Below are 20,150 nucleotides of genomic sequence, written 5' to 3'. Positions count from 1 at the left end.
AGACGTCAGCGCCCGGCCTGCGCCGCCGGCGCATCCGCGGCAACCGGTTCCGCCGCCACTTCGGCCAGCCATTGCGCGGTCGGGCCCGGAATCGTCACCGGCAGCATGTGGCCGCCCTCGACCACCCGCAGCCGCACGTGCGGCGACTTCTGCGCAAGCGCCTCGCCGTGGCTGCGCCAGTTCAGGATGCGGTCGCCGCGGCCGTACAGCACGTCCACCGGCAGCGCGAGTTCCGCGTAGCGGCGCTCCAGCGCGGGCATGTCCTCGGGCACCGCGATCAGGTCCGACGCCGTTGCATAGAAGCTGCTCGGCCGCAGCCCGAGCAGCCCGCCGCCCTTCACCGGGAAATCCTTCGGCACCGCTTCCGGCGCGAACACCGCGTCGACCGCCTTGCGGCCGGTGAGGATCGTCAGCGGAATCGCGAACGTCCACGACACGAAGCGGCGCACGAGCCGCGACGGAATCAGCAGCGGGCGGAACGGCGCCGGCGGCGCGGCTTCCTGGTGCGTGAGCGGCGCGATCAGCGCGAGGCGGCTCACGTGCTGCGGATGGTTGAGGCCGACCGCGAGCGAGATCGCGCCGCCGAGCGAGTGCCCGACGAGCACCGGCTTGTCGAGCTGCAGCGCGTCGATGAAGCCGGCGACCATGCGCGCCTGCGCGAAGATGTTCGCCTGCGAGCGCGCGCCGCGGATCGAATGCCCGGCGCCCGGCCGGTCGATCAGGATCACGCGATGCCGTTCCGCGAGCCGCTGCAGCGGCAGGTACGCGAAATTGCGCAACTGCCCCGCGAGCCCGTGCACGAATACGATCGGCGGGCCGCTGCCGTATTCGACGTAATGGATGCGGTCGCCGTTGACGTCGACGAAGCGGCCTTCGGGCCGGAACGCGCGCGTCACGCGGCGCGCGATGTACCAGGTAAACACCGCGAGCGCCGCGCACACGGCCACGACGGCGATCAGCGCCTGCTGGATAAGATGGAGCGTAGGGCTCATGTCGGCCTCACCGGGTTTCGAAAGCGGGTTGCGGGACGGGCGCGGCCGCCGCGCCGGGCTGCGCGCGGCGTTCGAAGCGCATCGCCGAATCGGCGAGCGCGCTGAACTTCAGCGACGCGAGGTCGAGCACGTAGTTCTGGTGGAACTTCCACGGCTTCTTCTCCCCCTGTTTCGGCAGGATGCCGGCCGCGCGCTGGATGTAGCCCGAGCTGAGGTTCACCGCCGGCACGTTGCCGAGATCGCCCGGCGCGAGGCGCGGCACGCAGGTGTCGTAGTCGTGCGCGCGCATGTGGTTGAGCAGGCGGCACACGTAGCGCGAGATCAGCTCGGCCTTCAGCGTCCAGGACGCGTTCGTGTAGCCGAACGACGACGCCAGGTTCGGCACGTCGCTGTACATCATTCCTTTATACGACACCGTTTCCGACAGGTCGACCGCGCGGCCGTCGACGGTGATCTGCGCGCCGCCGAGCATCTTCACCTTCAGCCCGGTCGCGGTGACGATCACGTCCGCTTCGAGCCGCTGGCCGCTTTTCAGCAGCAGGCCGGTGGGCGTGAAGCGCGCGATCTCGTCGGTGACGATCGACGCGCGGCCCGAGCGGATCGCCTTGAACAGGTCGCCGTTCGGCACGAGGCACAGGCGCTGGTCCCACGGCTGGTAGCGTGGCGTCAGGTGCTTCGCGACGTCGAAGCCGGGGCCGAGCTGCTTGCCGGCCGCGCGGATGATGAACTGCTTCGTCCGGTCGGGCTTGCGGCGCGAGACGTTGTACAGGTACATCGTCAGCAGCACGTTCTTCATGCGCACGAGCCGGTGCGCGAGCCGCGACGGCAGCACGCGGCGCAGCGCGTTCGCGATCTTGTCGCGCGCGGGCAGCGACACGATGTAGGTGGGCGAGCGCTGCAGCATCGTCACGTGCCGCGCTTCGCCGGCCATCGACGGCACCAGCGTCACCGCGGTCGCGCCGCTGCCGATCACGACCACGCGCCGGTCCGCATACGACAGGTCCTTCGGCCAGCGCTGCGGATGCACGAGATCGCCGGTGAACGCGTCCATGCCGGGCCAGTCGGGCAGGTAGCCCGCGTCGTAGTCGTAGTAGCCGCTGCACATGTACAGGAAGCGGCAGGTCAGCACCAGCGTCTCGGCCGTTTCGGCCGTCTCGCCGGCGGTGCGCTCGACGCGCACCGTCCAGCGTGCGCGGTTCGAATCCCAGTCCGCGCCGACCACCTTGTGGCCGTAGCGGATCGACCGGTCGATGCCGTACGCGCGCGCGGTGTCGCGGATGTAGTCGAGGATCGTCTGGCCGTCCGAGATCGCCTTGTCGCTGTGCCACGGCCGGAAGCTGTAGCCGAGCGTGAACATGTCGGAATCCGAACGGACGCCCGGATAGCGGAACAGGTCCCAGGTGCCGCCGATCGCGTCGCGGGCTTCGAGGATCGCGACGCTCGCGAACGGGCAGCGCTGCTGCAGGTGATAGGCCGCGCCGATGCCGGACAGGCCCGCGCCGACGATCAGCACGTCGAGGTCGGTCGCGTCGCGGTGCGCGCCGCCGGCGGGCGCGGCGCGGTCGAAGGCGGGCGGCGCGGCGCGCCGGTCGGTCGTCGTCGGGGTCATGCGAGGTCCTTGGTCGGCGTGGTCGGGAGTGCGCCGGGTGCGCGCTCGAGGTTGCGGGCGCGGGCGCGGCGCACGTGGCGCAGCATCAGCGTCTGGTAGGCGGCGCCCAGCAGGCGCGCGAGCCGGTCGAGGCGGCGTGCGTCGGCGCCCACCAGCACGCGTCGCGCGTTGCGCTCGACGCCGGCGAGGATCTGCCGCGCGGCGGCGTCGGCCGTCGTCGCGTTGATCAGGCGGTTCGCCTGGCGGCGGTGCGTGGCTTCGTCCTGGCCGGTCAGCGCATGGATGCTGGTGTCGACGCGCGACGCGTCGACGATGTTCGTCGCGACGCCGCCCGGATGCACGCAGGTCGCGCTGACGGGCGCGCCGTCGAGTTCGAGCTCCATCCGCAGCGCCTCGGTGAAGCCGCGCACCGCGAACTTGGTCGCGTTGTACGCGCTTTGGGTGGGCATCGCGATCAGCCCGAACAGGCTCGACGTGTTGACCACGTGGCCGTCGCCGGACGCGCGCAGGTGCGGCAGGAACGCCTGCGTGCCGTGCACGACGCCCCAGAAGTTGATGCCGACGATCCACTCGAGATCCTCGATGCGCGCGGTCTCGGCGCTCGCCGCGAGCGACACGCCCGCGTTGTTGAAGATCAGGTTGACCTTGCCGTGCGACGCGCGCACGAACGCGGCCCATGCGAACACCGCGTCGCGGTCGGCGACGTCGAGCCGCTGCGAGCTCACGCGCACGCCGTAGCGTGTGCAGGCGGCCGCCGTGCCGGCGAGCCCGGCCTCGTTGACGTCGGAGAGCGCGACCTCGCAGCCGCGCTTCGCGAGCTCGACCGCGAGGCTGCGGCCCATGCCCGAGCCGGCGCCGGTGATCGCGGCGACCTTGCCGGAAAACCCCTTCATGCGTCGTTCCTCCTGTGTCCGCTGGCGCTGCGCGGCGGCGCGTCTAATTGTGGTGTTGGTCGTCACCACTTTAGTTTTCGGGTGTCCTGATGTCAAATAGCGGAATGGAGAAAGCACTCGAAACGGATAAACGGGGCCGCTCGTACGGCGGCGTGGCGCCCGAGGTACGCGCGGCGGAGCGGCGCGACGCGCTGATCCGCGCGGCGACGCGCGTGTTCGGCACGGTCGGTTTCCGGAAGGCGACCGTGCGGTCGATCTGCCAGGAAGCGAAGCTGAACGACCGCTATTTCTATGCGGCGTTCGACAGCACCGAGGATTTGCTGCGCCGCACCTATCTGCATCACGCGGAGCAGTTGCGCGACGCGGTCGCGCAGGCGGTCGCCGCGCGCGGCGGCGAGCTCGGCGCGCGCGTCGACGCGGGGCTCGCGGCGTTCTTCGGGTTCCTGCGCGACCGCCATGCGGCGCGCGTGCTGCTGCTCGAGGTGATGGGCGTGAGCCTGGACACCGACGCGACCTACCAGCGCGTGCTCGTCGACTTCGGCAAGCTGATCATGGCGATCGGCGCGCCGGGCGAGGCGGCCACGGCCGCGGCCGCGGCGCGCGCCGAGCAGCGGCTGATCGGAATCGCGCTGGTCGGCGCGATGACGAACGTCGGCGCGGCGTGGCTGCTGACCGACTATCGCGATCCGGAGGCGCAGGTGATTGCGAGTTGCCGGAAGGTGCTGATGGGGACGTTGAGGGAGGCGGGGTAGCGGCGCGCCCGCCTCAACGCGCCGCATTGCCCATCGTGCGCTCGCGTTCGTCCGCGATCCACGCGCCGAACAGCAGGAGCTTCTGGTGCTGCTCGACGCCGGCCGGGTAGACGAAGTAGTAGCCCATCCCGGTCGGCATCGACACGTCGAACGGCATCACGAGCCGGTTCGATGCGACGTTCTCGTCGACGAGCGTCCGGTCGCCGATCGCGATGCCGTAGCCGTCGATCGCCGCGTGCGTCGCGAGGTCGAGCGTGTCGAAGCTCAGCCCGCGCGTCGCGTCGACGTGCGGCGCGCCGGCGTGTTCGAGCCACCGTTTCCAGTCCCGATGATCGCGGGTCGGATGCAGCAGCGTCTGGCCGGCGAGGTCGTCGAGGCCCGCGAGCGGCTGCCGCGCCAGCAGGCCCGGCGCGCACACGGGCGTGAGCTGCTCGTCGAACAGCGGGATCGCATGCATGTCGGGGCCGGCGCGGGCCGCGTAGATCACCGCGGCGTCGAACGGCTCCATGCGGAAATCGACGTGATGCTCCCACGTCGTCGTGATCTGCACCTGGAGTTCGGGATGCTCGGCCTGGAACCGCATGATCCGCGGCAGCATCCACTGCATCACGCAGGTCGGCACCTTCAGCGCGAGTTCGGTGCGCCGGCGCGACAGGCGCATCGACACTTCCTCGATGCGCGCGAAGCTCTCGCGCACGGTCGGCAGCAGCAGTTCGCCTTCCGCCGTCAGCGTCAGGCCCTTCGGCGTGCGCTTGAACAGCGGAAACTGATAGAACCCCTCGAGCGCGAGGATCTGCCGGCTCACGGCGCCCTGCGTCAGGCACAGTACCTCGGCGGCGCGCGTGAAGCTGCCGTGTCGGGCGACGATGTCGAAGATCTGCAGCGCGTTGAGGGAAGGCAGGCGTCTCATCATGGTGGGTCCGGCGCGCCCGCTCAGTGCAGGATCTTCGCGAGGAAGTCTTTCGCGCGATCCGACTTCGGGTTCGCGAAGAACGCTTCCTTGCGGTCGTCCTCGACGATCGCGCCCTGGTCCATGAAGATCACGCGATGCGCGACCTTCTTCGCGAAGCCCATCTCGTGCGTGACGACCATCATCGTCATCCCTTCCTGCGCGAGTTCGACCATCACGTCGAGCACTTCGTTGATCATCTCCGGATCGAGCGCCGAAGTCGGCTCGTCGAACAGCATCGCGATCGGGTCCATCGACAGCGCGCGCGCGATCGCGACCCGCTGCTGTTGGCCGCCCGACAGCTGGCCCGGATACTTGTGCGCGTGCGCCTTCAGGCCGACGCGATCGAGCAGCTTCAGCCCCTTCTCGTTCGCCTCGTCCTTGCCGCGGCCGAGCACCTTGACCTGCGCGAGCGTCAGGTTCTCGGTGATCGACAGGTGCGGGAACAGCTCGAAGTGCTGGAACACCATGCCGACCTTCGAACGCAGCTTCGACAGGTTCGTCTTCCTGTCGCCCACCGACTGGCCGTTGACGAGGATCTCGCCCTGCTGGAACGGCTCGAGGCCGTTCACGGTCTTGATCAGCGTCGACTTGCCCGAGCCCGACGGCCCGCACACCACCACCACCTCGCCCTTCTTCACCTCGGTCGTGCAATCGGCGAGAACCTGGAACGGGCCATACCACTTCGAAACGTTGCTGATGGAAATCATGTCTGAACCTGCATCGTAATGAGGCGCACGCGGCGCCGGGTCAGCGCGGCCGCGCGACGCGATAGCGGCGTTCGAGCATGCGCGCATACCAGGTCAGCGGGAAGCACATCGCGAAGTAGAGCAGCGCGACCATCGCGTAGATCGGAAACGGCTTGAACACCGCATTGGTGATGATGTTGCCGGTCTTGGTCAGCTCGGTGAGCCCGATGATCGACGTGAGCGCGGTGCTTTTCACGGCCTGCACGAGAAAACCGACGGTCGGCGGCAGCGCGATCTTCCATGCCTGCGGCCAGATCACGTAGCGCAGCTGCTGCGTCCACGTCATGCCGAGGCTCGCCGCCGCGCTCCACTGGCCGCGCGGCACCGCGTCGACGCAGCCGCGCCAGATATCGGCGAGATACGCGCTCGCATGCAGCGTCAGCGTGACCGACGCGGCGACCCACGGGGTCACGTCGATGCCGACGAGCGGCAGCCCGAAGAAGCCGAGGAACAGCTGCATCAGCAGCGGCGTGCCCTGGAACAGCTCGACATACAGGTTCACGAAGCGGCGCAGCGCCGGCGCCGGCGACACGCGCATCGCGAGCAGCACGAACCCGGCGAGGCTGCCGCCCACGAATGTGACCAGCGACAGCAGCACGGTCCAGCGCGCGGCGAGCAGCAGGTTCCACGCGATATCCCAGGTGGTGAATTCGATCATCGGGCACGCTCCGTCGGCAGCGCGGTTTCGGGGGCGCGGGCGCGCCATGTGAAGCGGGCGAGGCGCGTGCGCGGCGGCGCGGCGGCCGCGCCGTGCGGCGTGCGGCCCGCGAACAGCCGGCGGCCGGCGCGATTGAGCAGCACGCGCAACGCGATCGACAGCAGCAGGTAGATCGCCGTCACGACGATGTAGATCTCGAACGCGCGGAAATTGCGCGACTGGATGAAGTTCGCCGCGTAGGTCAGGTCGGGCACCGAGATCTGCGAGACGACGGCCGAGCCGAGCATCACGATCAGCACCTGCCCGAGCAGCGCGGGGTAGACGTTCGCGAGCGCCTGCGGCAGCACGACGTGGCCGAACACCTGCCGCCCGTGCAGCCCGAGCGCCATCGCGGCCTGAGTCTGGCCGCGCGGCACCGATTCGATGCCCGCGCGCAGGATCTCCACCGCGTATGCGCCGAGGTTGACCGTCATCGCCAGCACGGCCGCCTGTCCTTCGTCGATGTGCACGCCGATGCCGGGCAGGCCGAAGAAGATGAAGAACAGCTGCACCAGGAACGGCGTATTGCGGATCAGCTCGACGTAGGCCGCGACGAGCGCGCGCGCCCACCGCGGGCCGGCGAGCGCGGCCCACGCGCCGGCCGTGCCGACCAGCGCGCCGAGCACGGTGGAGGCCGCGGTGAGGCCGAGCGTCACGCCGATTCCGCGCGCGAGCATGCCCGCGTACAGGCCGAAATCGCTGAAATCGAACACGTAACTCATCGCAGTGCCTCTCGTCGGGCGTGCGGGGCGGGCGCGGCGCGCATCACAGGTCCGCCGGCAGTGCCGCGTGCAGCCACTTCTGCGCCAGCGCGTTGAGCGTGCCGTTCTTCTTCGCGCCGGCGATCGCGTCGTTGACCTTCTGCATCAGGCGCGGCTCGTTCTTGTTCAGGCCGACGTGATCGGGCGAACTGAACAGCGAGAACTTCTGCTCCGGATCGATCGACGGGTGGCGCGCGATGATCGTCGCGCCGACGTCGTTGCCGACGACGAGCAGCTGCGCCTGCCCCGACAGGAAGGCGGCAATCGCGCCGTTCGGATCGTCGAAGCGCTTGATCGTCGCGGACGGCGGCGCGACCTTGCTCACGCTCAGGTCCTCGAGCGTGCCGCGCGCGACCGCGACCGATTTGCCGGCGAGATCGGCGGTGCCCTTCACGGCGAGCGTTTTCGGGCCGAACACCGCGAGATAGTACGGCGCGTACGCGTTCGAGAAGTCGATCACCTTCGCGCGCTCCGGCGTCTGGCCGACCGACAGCAGCATGTCGGTCTTGCGGTCGGCGAGGTAGGCCATCCGGTTGTCGCCGGTCACCTGCACGAGTTCGACCTTCGCGTTGAGCGCCTTGCCGATCAGGTTCGCCATGTCGATGTCGTAGCCCCGCGGCTTCATGTCGGGGCCGATCGAGCCGAACGGCGGGTAGTCCTCGAACACGCCGATGCGCACGACGCCGGATTTCGCGATCGTGTCGAGCGCGTCGGCGTGCGCGGGCGGCGCGAAGGCGGCAAGGCTCGCCGCGCCGGTGCAGGCGGCGACGAGCGCGGTACGGGCGATGAGGCGCCGCACGAGGCGGGCGGCTTGGGTCGATGCGTTCATGGTGAGGTCCTTGTTGCTGCGCTGGGGGAAAGAAGGGGCGTCAGGCGCCGCGTGCGGCGATCAGCTTGCACGCGTGCGCGGGCAGTTCGGCGAACACGGGCATGCCGACGTGCAGGTCGGGCGTCTCGCGCGGCGTCGTCGCGGCCGTCAGCGTGAAGCCCCGGCAATCGATCGTCGCCTCGATCGATGCGCCGACGTCGCGGACGAACGTGATCGTGCCGGCGAGCGCATTCGGCGCGGCGGGCGACGACGTCGGGCGCACGCAGACGTCCTCGGGGCGGATCAGCAGGCGCACGTCATGCGCCGTGCGGCGCGCGGGCGACGCGGGCCGGATGGCGAGCCGCTGCCCGCCCGGCAGGACGATCGCGTCGTCGCCGTCGCAGGCAACCGGCAGGATGTTGCCGAGGCCGATGAAATCGGCGACGAATTCGTTGACGGGATCGCGATAGATGTCGAGCGGGCGGCCGACCTGCTGGATGCGGCCTTTCTCCATCACGACGATCTCGTCGGCCATCGTCATCGCCTCGCGCTGGTCGTGCGTGACCATGATGGTCGTGATGCCGAGCCGCTGCTGGAGCAGCCGGATCTCGACCTGCATCGCCTCGCGCAGCTTCGCGTCGAGCGCGGACAGCGGCTCGTCGAGCAGCAGCAGGCGCGGCGACGATGCGATCGCGCGCGCGATCGCGACACGCTGGCGCTGTCCGCCCGACAGCTGCGTGACGAGCCGATCGGCCATGTGCGGCAGCTGGATCAGTTCGAGCAGCTCGGCCACGCGCCGGGCCTGCGCGGCCTTGGCCGTCTTGCGCAGCCGCAGCGGGTACGCGATGTTCTGCGCGACGCTCATGTGCGGAAACAGCGCGAGCGACTGGAACACCATCCCGAAGTCGCGCCGGTTGGCCGGCACGTGCGTGAGATCGCGGCCGGCGAACGCGATGGTGCCGGAGGTCGGCCTCTCGAGGCCGGCGATGATCCGCATCAGCGTGGTCTTGCCGCAGCCCGACGGGCCGAGAAAACAGACGAGCTTGCCGTCCGGCACCGACAGGTCGACGTGGTCGACCGCATGCGTGTGCTGGAAGCGCTTCGTCACGTTCTGGAGGATGAGCTGGGTCATGAGGGTTCCTTGCACGGGCGAGGGCGGGGCGGCGCGCGCTCAGAGCGCGATGCCCTTGTCGCCGACGAGTTTTTCGAGCAGCCAGATCAGCGCGAAGTCGATCGCGACCGTGAACACCGCGAAGCAGAACACGGTCGGGTCGAGCGACGACACGGTGCGGCTGTAGAGCCACACGGGCAGCGTCATCGTGTCGATGCTGTACAGGAAGAACGTCACCGTGAATTCGTTGAACGACACGATGAACGCGAACAGCATGCCGGCGAGGATGCCCGGCCGCATCAGCGGCAGCACGACGTCGACGAGCGCGCGGCCCGGGCTTGCGCCCATCAGGCACGCGGCTTCCTCGAACTCGGGGCCGATCGACGCGACGGACGCCGCGCAGTTCTTCACGGTGAACGGCAGCGTGAGGATCACGTGCGCGACGACGAGCCGCAGCGTGCCGAGCTCCACCGGCAGCAGGTTGAACACGAGCAGCAGCGCGAGGCCCAGCATCACCAGCGGATAGACGATCGGCAGCGCGACGAGCTGCTCGACGAGCGCCTTGCCGCGGAACCGGTAGCGTGACAGCGCGTAGGCCGCGGGCACCGATACGGCGGTTGCGATCAGCATCGTCGCGAGCGCGACGACGAGGCTGGTCGTCAGCGCGGCGCCCATCGACAGCGAGCCGCCCGTGTCGTTCGACACGAAGGTCTGCCACGCGGCGCGATACCAGTGCAGGCCGAACTGGCGCGGCGGAAATTCGAGGGTGTCGGACGTGCCGAACGACATCGTCACCATCGTCAGGATCGGCAGCGCGGCGAGACACAGCACGATCGTCGCGCACAGGCTCGTCGCGCGTCCCAGGCGGCCGGGCATCGGCGCGTGCAGCGGCAGGGCATTCATCGGGGCACCTCGTCGATGCGTTGCAGGTTGCGCGCGAGGCGCTGCGAGACGGCCATCACGACGAGGGTCGCCGCCATCAGCACGACGCCCGACGCCGACGCGGCCGGCCAGTTCAGGAGCGGCGCCACCTGGTCGTGGACGAGCACCGCCAGCATCGGCACGCGCCGGCCGCCGAGCAGCAGCGGCACCGCGAACGCGCTCGCGTTGTAGGCGAACACGAGCAGCGCGCCCGACACGAGCCCCGGCATCGCGAGCGGCAGCGTCACGTGGCGCAGCGTTTGCCAGCGCGACGCGCCGAGCGTCGCGGCCGCCTCGTCGTAGCTGCGCGACACCGCGCGCAGCGCGCTCGACAGCGGCAGCACGGCGAGCGGGAACGCGGTCTGGATCAGGCCGAGCAGCACGCCCTGCTCGCGGTACAGCAGCTGCAGCGGCCGCCCGATCACGCCGGCCGCGAGCAGCGCGTGATTGAGCAGGCCGGCCGGGCCGAGCATGATCAGCCAGCCATAACCTTGCAGCAGCAGGTTGACGAGCAGCGGCAGCAGCACGCCGGCGAGCAGCAGGCGGCGCGCGAGCCGCGATTCGGCGCGCGCCATCGCGAGCGCGACGGGGATCGCCAGCAGCACCGCGCAGACCATGCTCGTGAACGCGAGGCGCAGCGTCAGCCACAGCGATTTCAGGAAATACGCATCGGCGAGATCCGCGTAGTTCTGCAGTGTGAACGCGCGCCATTCGTTGCCGGATACGCCGACGCTCATCCGCAGCACCGCGAGCGACGCGGCGACGAGCACGGCGAGAAACGCGAGGATCGGCGCGAGCAGCAGCCACGGCGGCACGCCGGGCAGCGCAGGCGCGCCGGCGGGGCCGGCGCCGCCGCCGGCGGCGAGGGCGCCCGCATCGCGGGAGGGAAGCGAGGACATGGCGTCAGGCCGAGAACAGGTCGGTATAGCGCTTGATCCAGGCCGGCTGGACGACGGCGAGCGCCTTGTCGTCGTGCAGCACGGCCTTCTCGGCGATCTGCTGCGGCGACGGCACGAACGCGCGGCTCTCGGCGGGAATCACGGCCTTCGCGTTGACCGGGCCGTTCAGCACGTCGGCCGCCATCCGGCCTTGCACGCCCGCGTCGAGCGAATGATTGATGAACGCGTGGATCAGGTCGAGATCGCCCGGATGCGCCTTCGGAATCACCGTGAACATCAGTTGCGTCGCAAAACCTTCCTTCATCCCGTACGTGATGCCCATCCGGTACTCCGGCTTGCGGATCTGGGCCGGCAGGAACGCGGGCGAGTAGAGGCCGCCGATGTCGAGCGAGCCGGTGCGGAACAGGTCGGCCACCTGGTTCGGGTTTTCGCCGAGCGTCATCACGCGGTCCTTGAGCTGCGCGAGCTTCCTGAAGCCCGGCTCGATGTTCTGCTGCGAGCCGCCCGCGAGCTTCGCGGCGATGATCGCGAGATCGACGGCTTCCGCCCACTCGGGCGGCGGCAGGAACAGGCGGCCCGCATATTTCGGATCCCACAGCGCCTCGTAGCTCGACGGCGCGCTCTTCACGGTGGACGTGTTGTAGATCAGGCCGTCCGACCACAGCAGGTAGCCGATGCCGAAGCCGTTCGCGCCCGTGCGGTACTGCGGCGCGACGTCCTTCAGGTTCGGCAGCCGGTCGAGGTGGGGCTTCGCGAGCAGGCCCGCGTCGGCGAGGCCGGCCGCGCCGACCCCGGCCAGCGTGATCACGTCGTAGGTCGGCCGCTCGCCCGCGGCCTTGACCTTCGCGACCATCCCCGACGTGCCGTCCGCGCGATCGGCGATCACGCGTGCGCCGGTCTTCTTGCTGAAGGTCTCCGCGATGTTGCGCAGCGCGGCCGCGCCGGTATCGTCGGACCACGTCAGCAGGCGCAGCGTCTTGCCCGCGAAGCTGCGCTCCTGGGCATTCGCAGTGCTGATGAACGGCATCGGAAGGGCGGATGCGGCGAGCGCCGTGCCGAGCGTTTTGATCACCTGCCGTCTTCCCGCCTTGAAGTGTTGCATGGCCGTCTCCTGATGAACGATGCCGGGTGGTTCGATGCCGCTCGCCGATCGGCGGTGCGGAGGGGTGAATGCACTGTAGGGAGGTCAAATTTCCGCAACAAACGAAATCTCTGCATGCGCGGCATGACATAAACTCATGCGCCGGTGGCCCGGCGGCCGGCCTCAGCAGGCCGGCATCATCACCTGCTTCACTTCCTGGAATGCGGCCAGCCCGAACGGGCCGAGCTCGCGCCCGACGCTGCTGCGCTTGTAGCCGCCCCATGAGGTTTGCGGATAGATGATCTGCGGCGTGTTGATCCACACGACGCCGGCTTCGAGCGCGTCGGCGGCCCGCTTGCCGCGCGCCGTGTCGCGCGTGACGACCGTCGCGACGAGCCCGTATTCCGTGTCGTTGGCGGCGGCGATCGCATCGTCGTCGGTGTCGAATGCGCGCACGCACAGCACCGGGCCGAAGATCTCCTCGCGCCATAGCGCACTGTCGGCCGGCACGTCGGAGAACAGGGCCGGCCGGATGAAGTAGCCGGGGCCGTCCGGCGTGTCGCCGCCCGTGACCAGGCGTGCGCCGCCGGCCTTGCCTTGCGCGATGTAGCGCTTCACGCGTTCGTACTGCGCGCGGTTCGTGAGCGGCCCCATCTGTACGCCGGGGGCGAACGGCGGGCCGACGACGGTCGCGTCGATCCGTTGCGCAACGCGCGCAATCAGCGCGCTGGCGAGCGGGGCGGCGACGAGCACGCGCGACGTGGCCGAACACATCTGCCCGGCATTGAACAGGCCGCCGCCGGCCACCAGGTCGACGGCGAGTTCGAGATCCGCGTCGTCGAGCACGAGGATCGACGACTTGCCGCCGAGTTCGAGCCCGACGCCCTTGATCGTGTCGGCGGCAGTCTTCATCACCTGGGCGCCGACGGCGGTGCTGCCGGTGAACGACACTTTCGAGACGAGCGGATGCGCGCACAGCCGCGCGCCGACTTCGGCGCCGGTGCCGGTCACGACGTTCAGCACGCCCGGCGGCAGGCCCGCTTCGGCCGCGATCGCCGCGAGCGCGAGCTCGGGCAGCGGCGTGACCTCGGATGGCTTCAGCACGACGGTGCAGCCGGCCGCGAGCGCGGGCGCGAGCTTCCATGCGGTCGTCACCATCGGGAAATTCCACGGCACGATCAGCGCCGCGACGCCGGCCGGCTCGCGGCGGATCCATGCGCGATGCTCGGGGCCCGGCAGCGCGACGGCGGTTTCGCCGTCCGTGTCGAGCTGCTCGGCCAGGCCCGCGTAGTAGTCGAAGGTGGCGATCACGTCGCCGACATCGAGCTGCGCCTCGGCGAACGGCTTGCCGTTGTTCAGCGACTGCAGCGTCGCGAGGCGCGTGCGCTGCGCGTCGACGCCGCGCGCGATCGCGCGCAGCAGCGCGGCGCGCGCGGCGCCGGTCGTGCGTTTCCAGCCGGGGAACGCGCGGGAAGCGGCCTGCACCGCGCGTTCGACATCGACCTCGCCGCCTGCGTCGACGTCGGCGATGACCGTTTCGCTCGACGGATCGATGACGGGCAGCGTGGCGCCGCCGACACCGCGGCGCCACGCGCCGTCGATGAACAACTGCGTGTGCAGCGGCGGGTCGAATCGGAGATCGGCGGCCGGATTCATCGCTGCACCTGCTCGAACCATGCGGCTTCGTCGATTTCGATCACGGTCGGGATCGTGCGCGCCGCTGCGTCGTGCAGCTCGCGCGCCAGCGCGTCGGGCGTCGCGGCAGCGTGCGCCGCACAGCCGAAGCCGCGCGCGAGCGCGAGGAAATCCGGCGTGTACGGATCGACGCCGACCGGCGTGATGTCGCGCGCCACCATGTATTTGCGGATCTCGCCGTAGCCGCGGTTGTTCCACACGATCACGATCACCGGCAGGCCCGCCTCGACCGCGCTCGCGAGTTCCGGCAGCGTGAACTGCAGGCCGCCGTCGCCGATCAGGCAGACGACGGGGCGCGCGGGCGCTGCGAGCTTCGCGCCGATCGCGGCGGGCAGCCCGTAGCCGAGCGTGCCGTAGCCGGTCGACGAATTGAACCAGCTGCGCGGCGCCGGCGCATCGTGCGTGAAGTTGCCCACGTAGACGGGGCTCGTCGAATCGCCCGCGATGATCGCGCCGGGGAGCGCCGCGACGATCGTGTCGATCAGCCGCGCCTGCGCGCGCGCCGGGCCGTCGTAGCCGGCGGCGACCGCGGCGCGCACCGCCGCCACGCGTGCGGCGCCCCAGCCGGCCTCGGGCGCGGGCGCCGGCAGCTCGTGCAGCCGTGTCGACAACGCGCCGAGCGCCAGCCGGGCGTCCGCGGCGATCGCGAGGTCCGCGCGCAGGTTGCGCATCAGCTGTTGCGCGTCGATGTCGATGCGGATCAGGCGGCCGTCGATCGCGAAGCCGCCGTCGAACGCGACGTCGTAATCCGTTTCGCCGAGCTCGGTGCCGACGGCGAGCACCACGTCGGCGTCGCGGATCATCGCGCGCGTGGCCGGCAGCGACTGCGTCGAGCCGATCAGCAGCGGATGGCCGGCCGGCAGCAAACCCTTCGCGTTGATCGTCAGCGCGACCGGCGCGTGCAGGCGCTCGGCGAGTTCGCTCAACTCGGCCGCTGCATGTACCGCGCCGCCGCCCGCGAGGATCAGCGGCCGGCGCGCGTGCGCGAGCAGCTCGGCGGCCGTCGCGAGCGCATGCGCGTCCGGCGCGGGTTTCGCGGGCCGTGCGGCCGGGATGGCCGGCATGTCGTGCGCCGGCATGACGATCACGTCGAGCGGAATCTCGATGTGCACCGGCCGCGGGCGCGCGCTCTCGAACACCGCGAACGCGCGCGCGAGGACTTGCGGCAGGTCGGCCGCATCGAGCAGCGTGTGCGAGAACGCCGTGAGCCCTGCGAAGACGTCGCGCTGCGACGGCAGCTCGTGGAGGCGGCCGTCGCCGCTGCCGAGCTCGCGTCGCGCGTTGACGCTCGAGATCACCAGCATCGGAATCGAATCCGCGTAGGCCTGCGCCATCGCGGTCGCGATGTTGGTCATGCCGGGCCCCGTGATGATGAAGCAGACGCCGGGCCGGCCCGTGACGCGCGCATAGCCGTCGGCCATGAAGCCGGCGCCCTGTTCGTGGCGCGGCGTGACGTGGCGGATCGACGACGCGGCGAGGCCGCGGTAGAGCTCGACGGTATGCACGCCGGGAATGCCGAACACACATTCGACGCCGTGGCGTTCGAGCAGGCCGACGAGGGCTTCGCCACAGGTGCGGTGGCGGGCCTTGGGCGGTTCGGCCGTGGCCGCGTGGGCCTCGGCGACGCGGACAAGCGGTTCCGGATGGTTCATGGGTCGTGACGTGCCGGTTAGGAGTGGGAAGCGCCCCACGCGCAACGGAGGGGCATGGAGCCGATTGTCGTCGTCGATCCGGGCAGCCAACAATCGATTAGTTCTCATGGTGCGCATGAGCTTTGCGCATGGTGGGAGGGCGTGAAGGGGCGGGGAAGCGCAAGTAAGATGCCAGTGTGCGGCTTGGGAGGCGGGCGCCTCGATTGATGTGAGGAAAACGACGCGACGCTCGATATCGCGATGCTTCGTTTCAGCGCAAGCAAACCGGACATTCATTCGCATGCGGGTGCTGCTGCGCGCCGATCGAATGTCGGCCGCGCACGGCGCGATTCAGCCGGCCGCGCGCTTCGTTTTCGATGCGCGCGCCCCCCGCGCCGGCGCTTCGCCGATCTTCTCCCGCATCGCATCGATCAACGCGCGCACCTTCGGCGACGGCAGCCGTGTCGACGGGAACACCGCGTGAATCCCCGCCGGCGGCGAGCGCCACGCGGGCAGCAGGCGCACGAGCCGGCCCGCGGCGACGTCGTCCGCGATCGAGAAATCGGTCAGCAGCCCGAAGCCGCCGCCCGCCAGCGCGATCGCGCGGCACGCGGTCGCGGTGTTCGACACGACGTGCGCAGTGCAGCGCACCGACGCCTTGCCGCCGCGCGCATTCTCCAGCTCGAGCGTCTGCGGGCGCGGCAGCGTCGACAGCATCACGAACGGCAGCGCGGCCAGCGCCGCCGGGTCGCGCGGCAGCCCCCAGCGCGCGACGAACGCCGGGCTCGCGACCGGCCATTTCTCGTAGTCGCCCAGCCGCACCGCGCGGTAGTTCGAATCCGCGAGCCGGCCGATGCGGATCGCGACGTCGATGTTGTCCGCGACGAGGTCGACGAGCCGGTCGTTCGCGATGAGCTCGACGTCGAGCGCCGGATGCGCGTCGCGCAATGCGACGATCGCCGGCGCGACCACCTGCGCGCCGTAGTCGATCGGCGCGCTCACGCGCAGCGTGCCGCGCAGCGGCCCCGTTTCCGACGACACCGCGTCGAGCGCGCTTTCCGCCGCGCGCACGATGTCGCGGCACGCGTCGTAGAACGCGCGCCCCGCGTCGGTCACGGCCAGCCGCCGCGTGGTGCGCACCAGCAGGTTCGCGCCGACTTCCGATTCGAGCCGCTGCATGTGCGTGCTGACCACCGTCTTCGCGAGGCCGAGCCGTTCCGCCGCGGCCGTCAGCGAGCCCGCTTCGACCACCGCCACGAAAACCGCGAGCCGGTTCAGGTTCACGTCGCGCAGATCCGCCATCGTCGATTGTCCTGTCAAAGAGGAAGATGTTTCCACGATTATCCGTCTTCTGGCGACGCACGGCGCGCGTTACGCTGGGCCGTCCGTCGCCGATTCCCGGCGGCGCCCGTTTCTGGAGTGTTTCCATGCCTGCTGCCGACAAGCCGTCCGCGCCGATCCGCGTGTGGTCGTTTCCGCTGTCCGGCCACGCGCATCGCGTGCGCCTGTTCCTGTCGCTGCTCGACGTGCCGTTCGAAACCATCGACGTCGACCTGCGCGGCGGCGAGCAGCGCCAGCCGGCGTTCCTCGCGCTGAATCCGTTCGGGCAGGTGCCGGTGATCGACGACGGCGGCACCGTGCTGTTCGATTCGAACGCGATCCTCGTCTATCTCGCGAAGCGCTACGGCGACGCGCACTGGCTGCCCGACGATCCGGCCGGCGCGGCGGCCGTGCAGCGCTGGCTGTCGCTCGCGGCGGGGCCGATCGCATCGGGCCCGGCCGCGGCGCGGCTCGTCACCGTGTTCGGCGCGCCGCTCGATCACGATGCGGCGAAGCGCACCGCGCTCAGGCTGTTCGACGCGATCGACGCCGAGCTGGCGCACAAGCCGTTCGTGGCCGGCACGCGCCCGACCATCGGCGATGTGGCCGCCTATTCGTACATCGCGCATGCGCCGGAAGGCGGCGTGTCGCTCGACCCGTATCCGCACCTGCGCGCATGGCTGGCGCGCGTGGAGGCGCTGCCCGGCTTCGTCGCGATGCCCACGACCCGCGCCGGCTTGCTCGCCGCGTAGCGCGCCGGGTCAATTTCCTCAGGAGTGCAAGCGATGACCGCGCCGACTGCCGTGATACCGGGCTGGGAGCTGGACGTTTCGCCGTTTCATGCGGGCGAGCTCGCCGTGCAGCGGCAGGCGGGCGTCGCCGATGCGGCCGCCGCCGTCGGCCAGCGCGGCATCCGGCGCTTCATGCCCGACCAGCACCGCACGTTCTTCGCGCAATTGCCGCTGTTCGTGCTCGGCGGCGTGGATGCGAGCGGCCAGCCGTGGGCGACGCTGCGCGTCGGCGCGCCGGGCTTCGTGCGCTCGCCCGACGCGCGCACGCTGCGGATCGCGGGCGACACGCCGCCCGGCGATCCGCTCGCCGGTACGTGGCGGCCCGGCGCGCCGCTCGGCGGGCTCGGCATCGAGTTCGACACGCGGCGGCGCAATCGCGTCAACGGCGTCGTGCAGGCCGTCGACGGCAATGCGCTGACGATCGCCGTCGAGCAGAGTTTCGGCAACTGCGCGAAGTACATCCAGGGGCGCGTGCCGACGTTCGCGCCGCGTGCGGCTGGCGTGCCGCATGCGATCGAACGGTCGGCCCGCCTGAGCGACGCCGATCGTGCGCTGATGTCGCGCGCGGATACGTTCTTCGTCGCGAGCGCGAACACGTCGGCGGATGCGGGCGCGGCGCGCGGCGTGGACGTGTCGCATCGCGGCGGGATGCCGGGCTTCGTGCGCGTCGACGACGACGTTACGCTGACCACGCCGGACTTCAGCGGCAACCGCCTGTTCAACACGCTCGGCAACCTGCATCACGATCCGCGCGCGGGGCTGCTGTTCATCGATTTCGAGCGTGGCGATCTGGTGTATGTCGCCGCGCTGGCCGAGATCGTCTGGGACGGGCCGCTCGTCGCGTCGTTCGACGGCGCGCAGCGGGTCGTGCGGTATCGCGTGCAGGAAGTGCGGCGCAGCCCGGCGGCGCTGCCGTTGCGCTGGTCGCCGGTCGAATGGGCGCCGCAGTTCGCGGCGCGCATGGGGCAGGGCGGTGCGGGGGATGCGGCTTCGTCGCCTGCGCCGGCATCGACCGTAGCAGGACCGGCATGGCGGCCGCTGCGCGTCACCGGCATCGTCGACGAAGCGCACGCGATCCGCTCGTTCCACTTCGAAGCGGCAGACGGCGGCGCATTGCCGTCGTACGAAGCGGGACAGCACATGCCGATCCGCGTCGCGATTCCGGGGCGCGATACGCCGGCGATGCGCAGCTACACGCTGTCCGCCGCGCCCGATGGCCGCCGCTACCGAATCACCGTCAAGCGCGAGGGCGTGGTGTCGGCATGGCTGCACGACCATGCGCGGATCGGCGCGACCGTCGACGCGCAAGCGCCGCGCGGCCTGTTCACGTTCGACGCGGCGAGCCCGCGCCCGGCCGTGCTGATCTCGGCCGGCATCGGCATCACGCCGATGATCGCGATGCTCGGCCAGGCGCTGGCCGGCGACCACCCGGCGCGGCGCGTGTATTTCGTGCATGGCGCGCGCACGCCTGCCGACCGGCCGTTCGCGGCGGAACTGATGCGCCGGGCCGCCGCCGATGCGCGCTTGTCGCTGCACTGGTTCGACAGCCGGCCGGGTGACGACCAGAGCGCGATCGCGCAGCCGGGCCGACTCGATGTCGCGCAACTGAAGCGCATCCTGCCGTTCGACGACTACGACTTCTACCTGTGCGGGCCGTCCGCATTCATGCGCGATTTGTATGAAGGCTTGCGCGCGCTCAACGTGGCGGACGAACGCATCCGCTTCGAGGCGTTCGGGCCGTCGAGCGTGACGCGCCGGCCGACCCGCGCGGCCGGCGTGCCGACGGGCGACGTCAAACAGGTCGCGTTTCGCCGTGCGGGGCGCGAAGCCGCATGGGCGCCCGGCGGCGGTACGTTGCTCGAGCTGGCCGAAGCGCACGGCATCGCGGCGCCGTTCGAATGCCGCTCGGGCGCATGCGGCACGTGCGCGACGCGCGTGCTGTCCGGGCAGGTCGATTACGCGCACGCGCCGGATGCCCCTGTCGGGCCGGGCTGTGCATTGCTCTGCGTCGCATACCCGGCTGCCGGCGCCGAAGAGCCGCTGGTGCTCGATCTCTGACCCGCCTGCGGCACCATGCCGCGGTGCCGCGCGGCGTGGCCGGATGCGCCCGGACCCGCGGATTCAGGCGTCGACGGGCGGCGCGCGATGTGCTGCCCGAAAAGCGTTCGCAACTGCTTCTTTTTTCGTGTGCCGATCGGATCGACCATCGCGTCAACCGATACGTAGAAAGGAGCAAAACCATGAAACTGCTCGGCATGATCCGCCTGGTCCTGTGGAGTTTCTTCGGCGTGCGCAACAGCAAGGCGCACGCGAAGGATCTCGCGAACGTCAACTTCACGATGCTGCCGTTCGTGGCCATCATTCTCGCCGTGCTCGTCGGGGCGGTGATCTACGGCGTCGTGCATCTGGTCGCCGAGCCGACGTCGACGATGCAGGGTTTCTGAGCGCGCCACCATCCCCGGGGCGCCACGCGCGCCCGGAAGCGGCGGTC

General features: G+C 70.4%; 19 protein-coding genes. 4 read left to right on the top strand and 15 right to left on the bottom strand.

The window, feature by feature from the left end; all coding sequences use genetic code 11:
* Positions 1–5: 5 nt before the first annotated feature.
* Genes ABFO07_RS26755 through ABFO07_RS26745 form a run of 3 tightly spaced genes read right to left on the bottom strand, consistent with a single transcriptional unit; the run spans position 6 to position 3,494 of the window.
* Positions 6–992 carry an alpha/beta fold hydrolase gene (locus ABFO07_RS26755; RefSeq protein WP_347468881.1) on the bottom strand — a complete coding sequence of 329 codons (987 nt, stop codon included), beginning with the start codon at positions 990–992 and terminating at the stop codon, positions 6–8.
* 7 nt (positions 993–999) lie between these two features.
* The gene (locus ABFO07_RS26750; protein WP_347468879.1) at positions 1,000–2,601 is read right to left on the bottom strand and encodes a flavin-containing monooxygenase; all 1,602 of its coding nucleotides are present in this window, start codon (positions 2,599–2,601) and stop codon (positions 1,000–1,002) included.
* Positions 2,598–3,494 carry an SDR family NAD(P)-dependent oxidoreductase gene (locus ABFO07_RS26745; protein ID WP_059963577.1) on the bottom strand — a complete coding sequence of 299 codons (897 nt, stop codon included), beginning with the start codon at positions 3,492–3,494 and terminating at the stop codon, positions 2,598–2,600. The genes ABFO07_RS26750 and ABFO07_RS26745 overlap by 4 nt, the downstream gene beginning before the upstream one ends.
* A gap of 89 nt (positions 3,495–3,583) precedes the next feature.
* Between ABFO07_RS26745 and ABFO07_RS26740 the strand changes: the two genes are divergently transcribed.
* Positions 3,584–4,246, top strand: coding sequence for a TetR/AcrR family transcriptional regulator (locus tag ABFO07_RS26740; protein WP_347468877.1), 663 nt, complete (start codon positions 3,584–3,586; stop codon positions 4,244–4,246).
* A gap of 13 nt (positions 4,247–4,259) precedes the next feature.
* On the opposite strand, the gene ABFO07_RS26735 is transcribed toward ABFO07_RS26740, so the two are convergent.
* The 12 genes from ABFO07_RS26735 to ABFO07_RS26680 form a co-directional block, all read right to left on the bottom strand.
* The gene (locus ABFO07_RS26735) at positions 4,260–5,156 is read right to left on the bottom strand and encodes a LysR substrate-binding domain-containing protein (RefSeq protein ID WP_347469695.1); all 897 of its coding nucleotides are present in this window, start codon (positions 5,154–5,156) and stop codon (positions 4,260–4,262) included.
* A gap of 23 nt (positions 5,157–5,179) precedes the next feature.
* Positions 5,180–5,905 carry an amino acid ABC transporter ATP-binding protein gene (locus ABFO07_RS26730; protein ID WP_322237420.1) on the bottom strand — a complete coding sequence of 242 codons (726 nt, stop codon included), beginning with the start codon at positions 5,903–5,905 and terminating at the stop codon, positions 5,180–5,182.
* 40 nt (positions 5,906–5,945) lie between these two features.
* On the bottom strand, positions 5,946–6,602 hold the full coding sequence (locus ABFO07_RS26725; RefSeq protein WP_059963571.1) for an amino acid ABC transporter permease: 657 nt from the start codon (positions 6,600–6,602) through the stop codon (positions 5,946–5,948).
* The gene (locus tag ABFO07_RS26720; protein ID WP_059801815.1) at positions 6,599–7,363 is read right to left on the bottom strand and encodes an amino acid ABC transporter permease; all 765 of its coding nucleotides are present in this window, start codon (positions 7,361–7,363) and stop codon (positions 6,599–6,601) included. Before ABFO07_RS26720 ends, ABFO07_RS26725 begins: the two co-directional genes overlap by 4 nt.
* A 43-nt stretch (positions 7,364–7,406) precedes the next feature.
* Positions 7,407–8,231 (bottom strand): transporter substrate-binding domain-containing protein, encoded by an 825-nt coding sequence (locus tag ABFO07_RS26715; protein ID WP_124491573.1) that lies wholly within the window; start codon positions 8,229–8,231, stop codon positions 7,407–7,409.
* 40 nt (positions 8,232–8,271) lie between these two features.
* Positions 8,272–9,342: an ABC transporter ATP-binding protein gene (locus ABFO07_RS26710; RefSeq protein WP_060018686.1), complete on the bottom strand. Its 1,071-nt coding sequence runs from the start codon at positions 9,340–9,342 to the stop codon at positions 8,272–8,274.
* A 39-nt stretch (positions 9,343–9,381) separates the two neighbouring features.
* Positions 9,382–10,224 (bottom strand): ABC transporter permease, encoded by an 843-nt coding sequence (locus tag ABFO07_RS26705; protein ID WP_347468875.1) that lies wholly within the window; start codon positions 10,222–10,224, stop codon positions 9,382–9,384.
* Positions 10,221–11,141, bottom strand: a complete 921-nt coding sequence (locus tag ABFO07_RS26700; RefSeq protein WP_059563358.1) for an ABC transporter permease — start codon at positions 11,139–11,141, stop codon at positions 10,221–10,223. Before ABFO07_RS26700 ends, ABFO07_RS26705 begins: the two co-directional genes overlap by 4 nt.
* Before the next feature lie 4 nt (positions 11,142–11,145).
* Positions 11,146–12,243: an ABC transporter substrate-binding protein gene (locus ABFO07_RS26695; RefSeq protein ID WP_347468873.1), complete on the bottom strand. Its 1,098-nt coding sequence runs from the start codon at positions 12,241–12,243 to the stop codon at positions 11,146–11,148.
* 162 nt (positions 12,244–12,405) lie between these two features.
* On the bottom strand, positions 12,406–13,878 hold the full coding sequence (locus ABFO07_RS26690; RefSeq protein WP_347469694.1) for an aldehyde dehydrogenase family protein: 1,473 nt from the start codon (positions 13,876–13,878) through the stop codon (positions 12,406–12,408).
* Positions 13,875–15,569 (bottom strand): 5-guanidino-2-oxopentanoate decarboxylase, encoded by a 1,695-nt coding sequence (locus ABFO07_RS26685; protein ID WP_347468871.1) that lies wholly within the window; start codon positions 15,567–15,569, stop codon positions 13,875–13,877. The genes ABFO07_RS26690 and ABFO07_RS26685 overlap by 4 nt, the downstream gene beginning before the upstream one ends.
* 330 nt (positions 15,570–15,899) lie before the next feature.
* Complete coding sequence (locus ABFO07_RS26680; protein WP_059563355.1) at positions 15,900–16,850, bottom strand: LysR family transcriptional regulator; 951 nt, start codon at positions 16,848–16,850, stop codon at positions 15,900–15,902.
* A gap of 125 nt (positions 16,851–16,975) precedes the next feature.
* Here ABFO07_RS26680 and ABFO07_RS26675 point away from each other — a divergent pair, with 125 nt between their 5' ends.
* The 3 genes from ABFO07_RS26675 to ABFO07_RS26665 all read left to right on the top strand — a co-directional run bounded on the left by ABFO07_RS26675 (position 16,976) and on the right by ABFO07_RS26665 (position 20,103).
* On the top strand, positions 16,976–17,620 hold the full coding sequence (locus ABFO07_RS26675; RefSeq protein ID WP_059563354.1) for a glutathione S-transferase family protein: 645 nt from the start codon (positions 16,976–16,978) through the stop codon (positions 17,618–17,620).
* 33 nt (positions 17,621–17,653) lie between these two features.
* Positions 17,654–19,717, top strand: coding sequence for a pyridoxamine 5'-phosphate oxidase family protein (locus tag ABFO07_RS26670; RefSeq protein WP_347468870.1), 2,064 nt, complete (start codon positions 17,654–17,656; stop codon positions 19,715–19,717).
* Between the two features lie 182 nt (positions 19,718–19,899).
* A complete protein-coding gene (locus tag ABFO07_RS26665; protein WP_059563352.1) occupies positions 19,900–20,103 on the top strand; it encodes a DUF2970 domain-containing protein in 204 nt (67 codons plus the stop codon).
* Positions 20,104–20,150: the final 47 nt, after the last annotated feature.

It is taken from the genome of Burkholderia stagnalis, from assembly GCF_039848545.1.
Classification (GTDB): Bacteria; Pseudomonadota; Gammaproteobacteria; order Burkholderiales; family Burkholderiaceae; genus Burkholderia; species Burkholderia stagnalis.
Note: the sequence above shows the minus strand (reverse complement) of the source record. Positions and strands in the feature narration are given on the sequence as shown.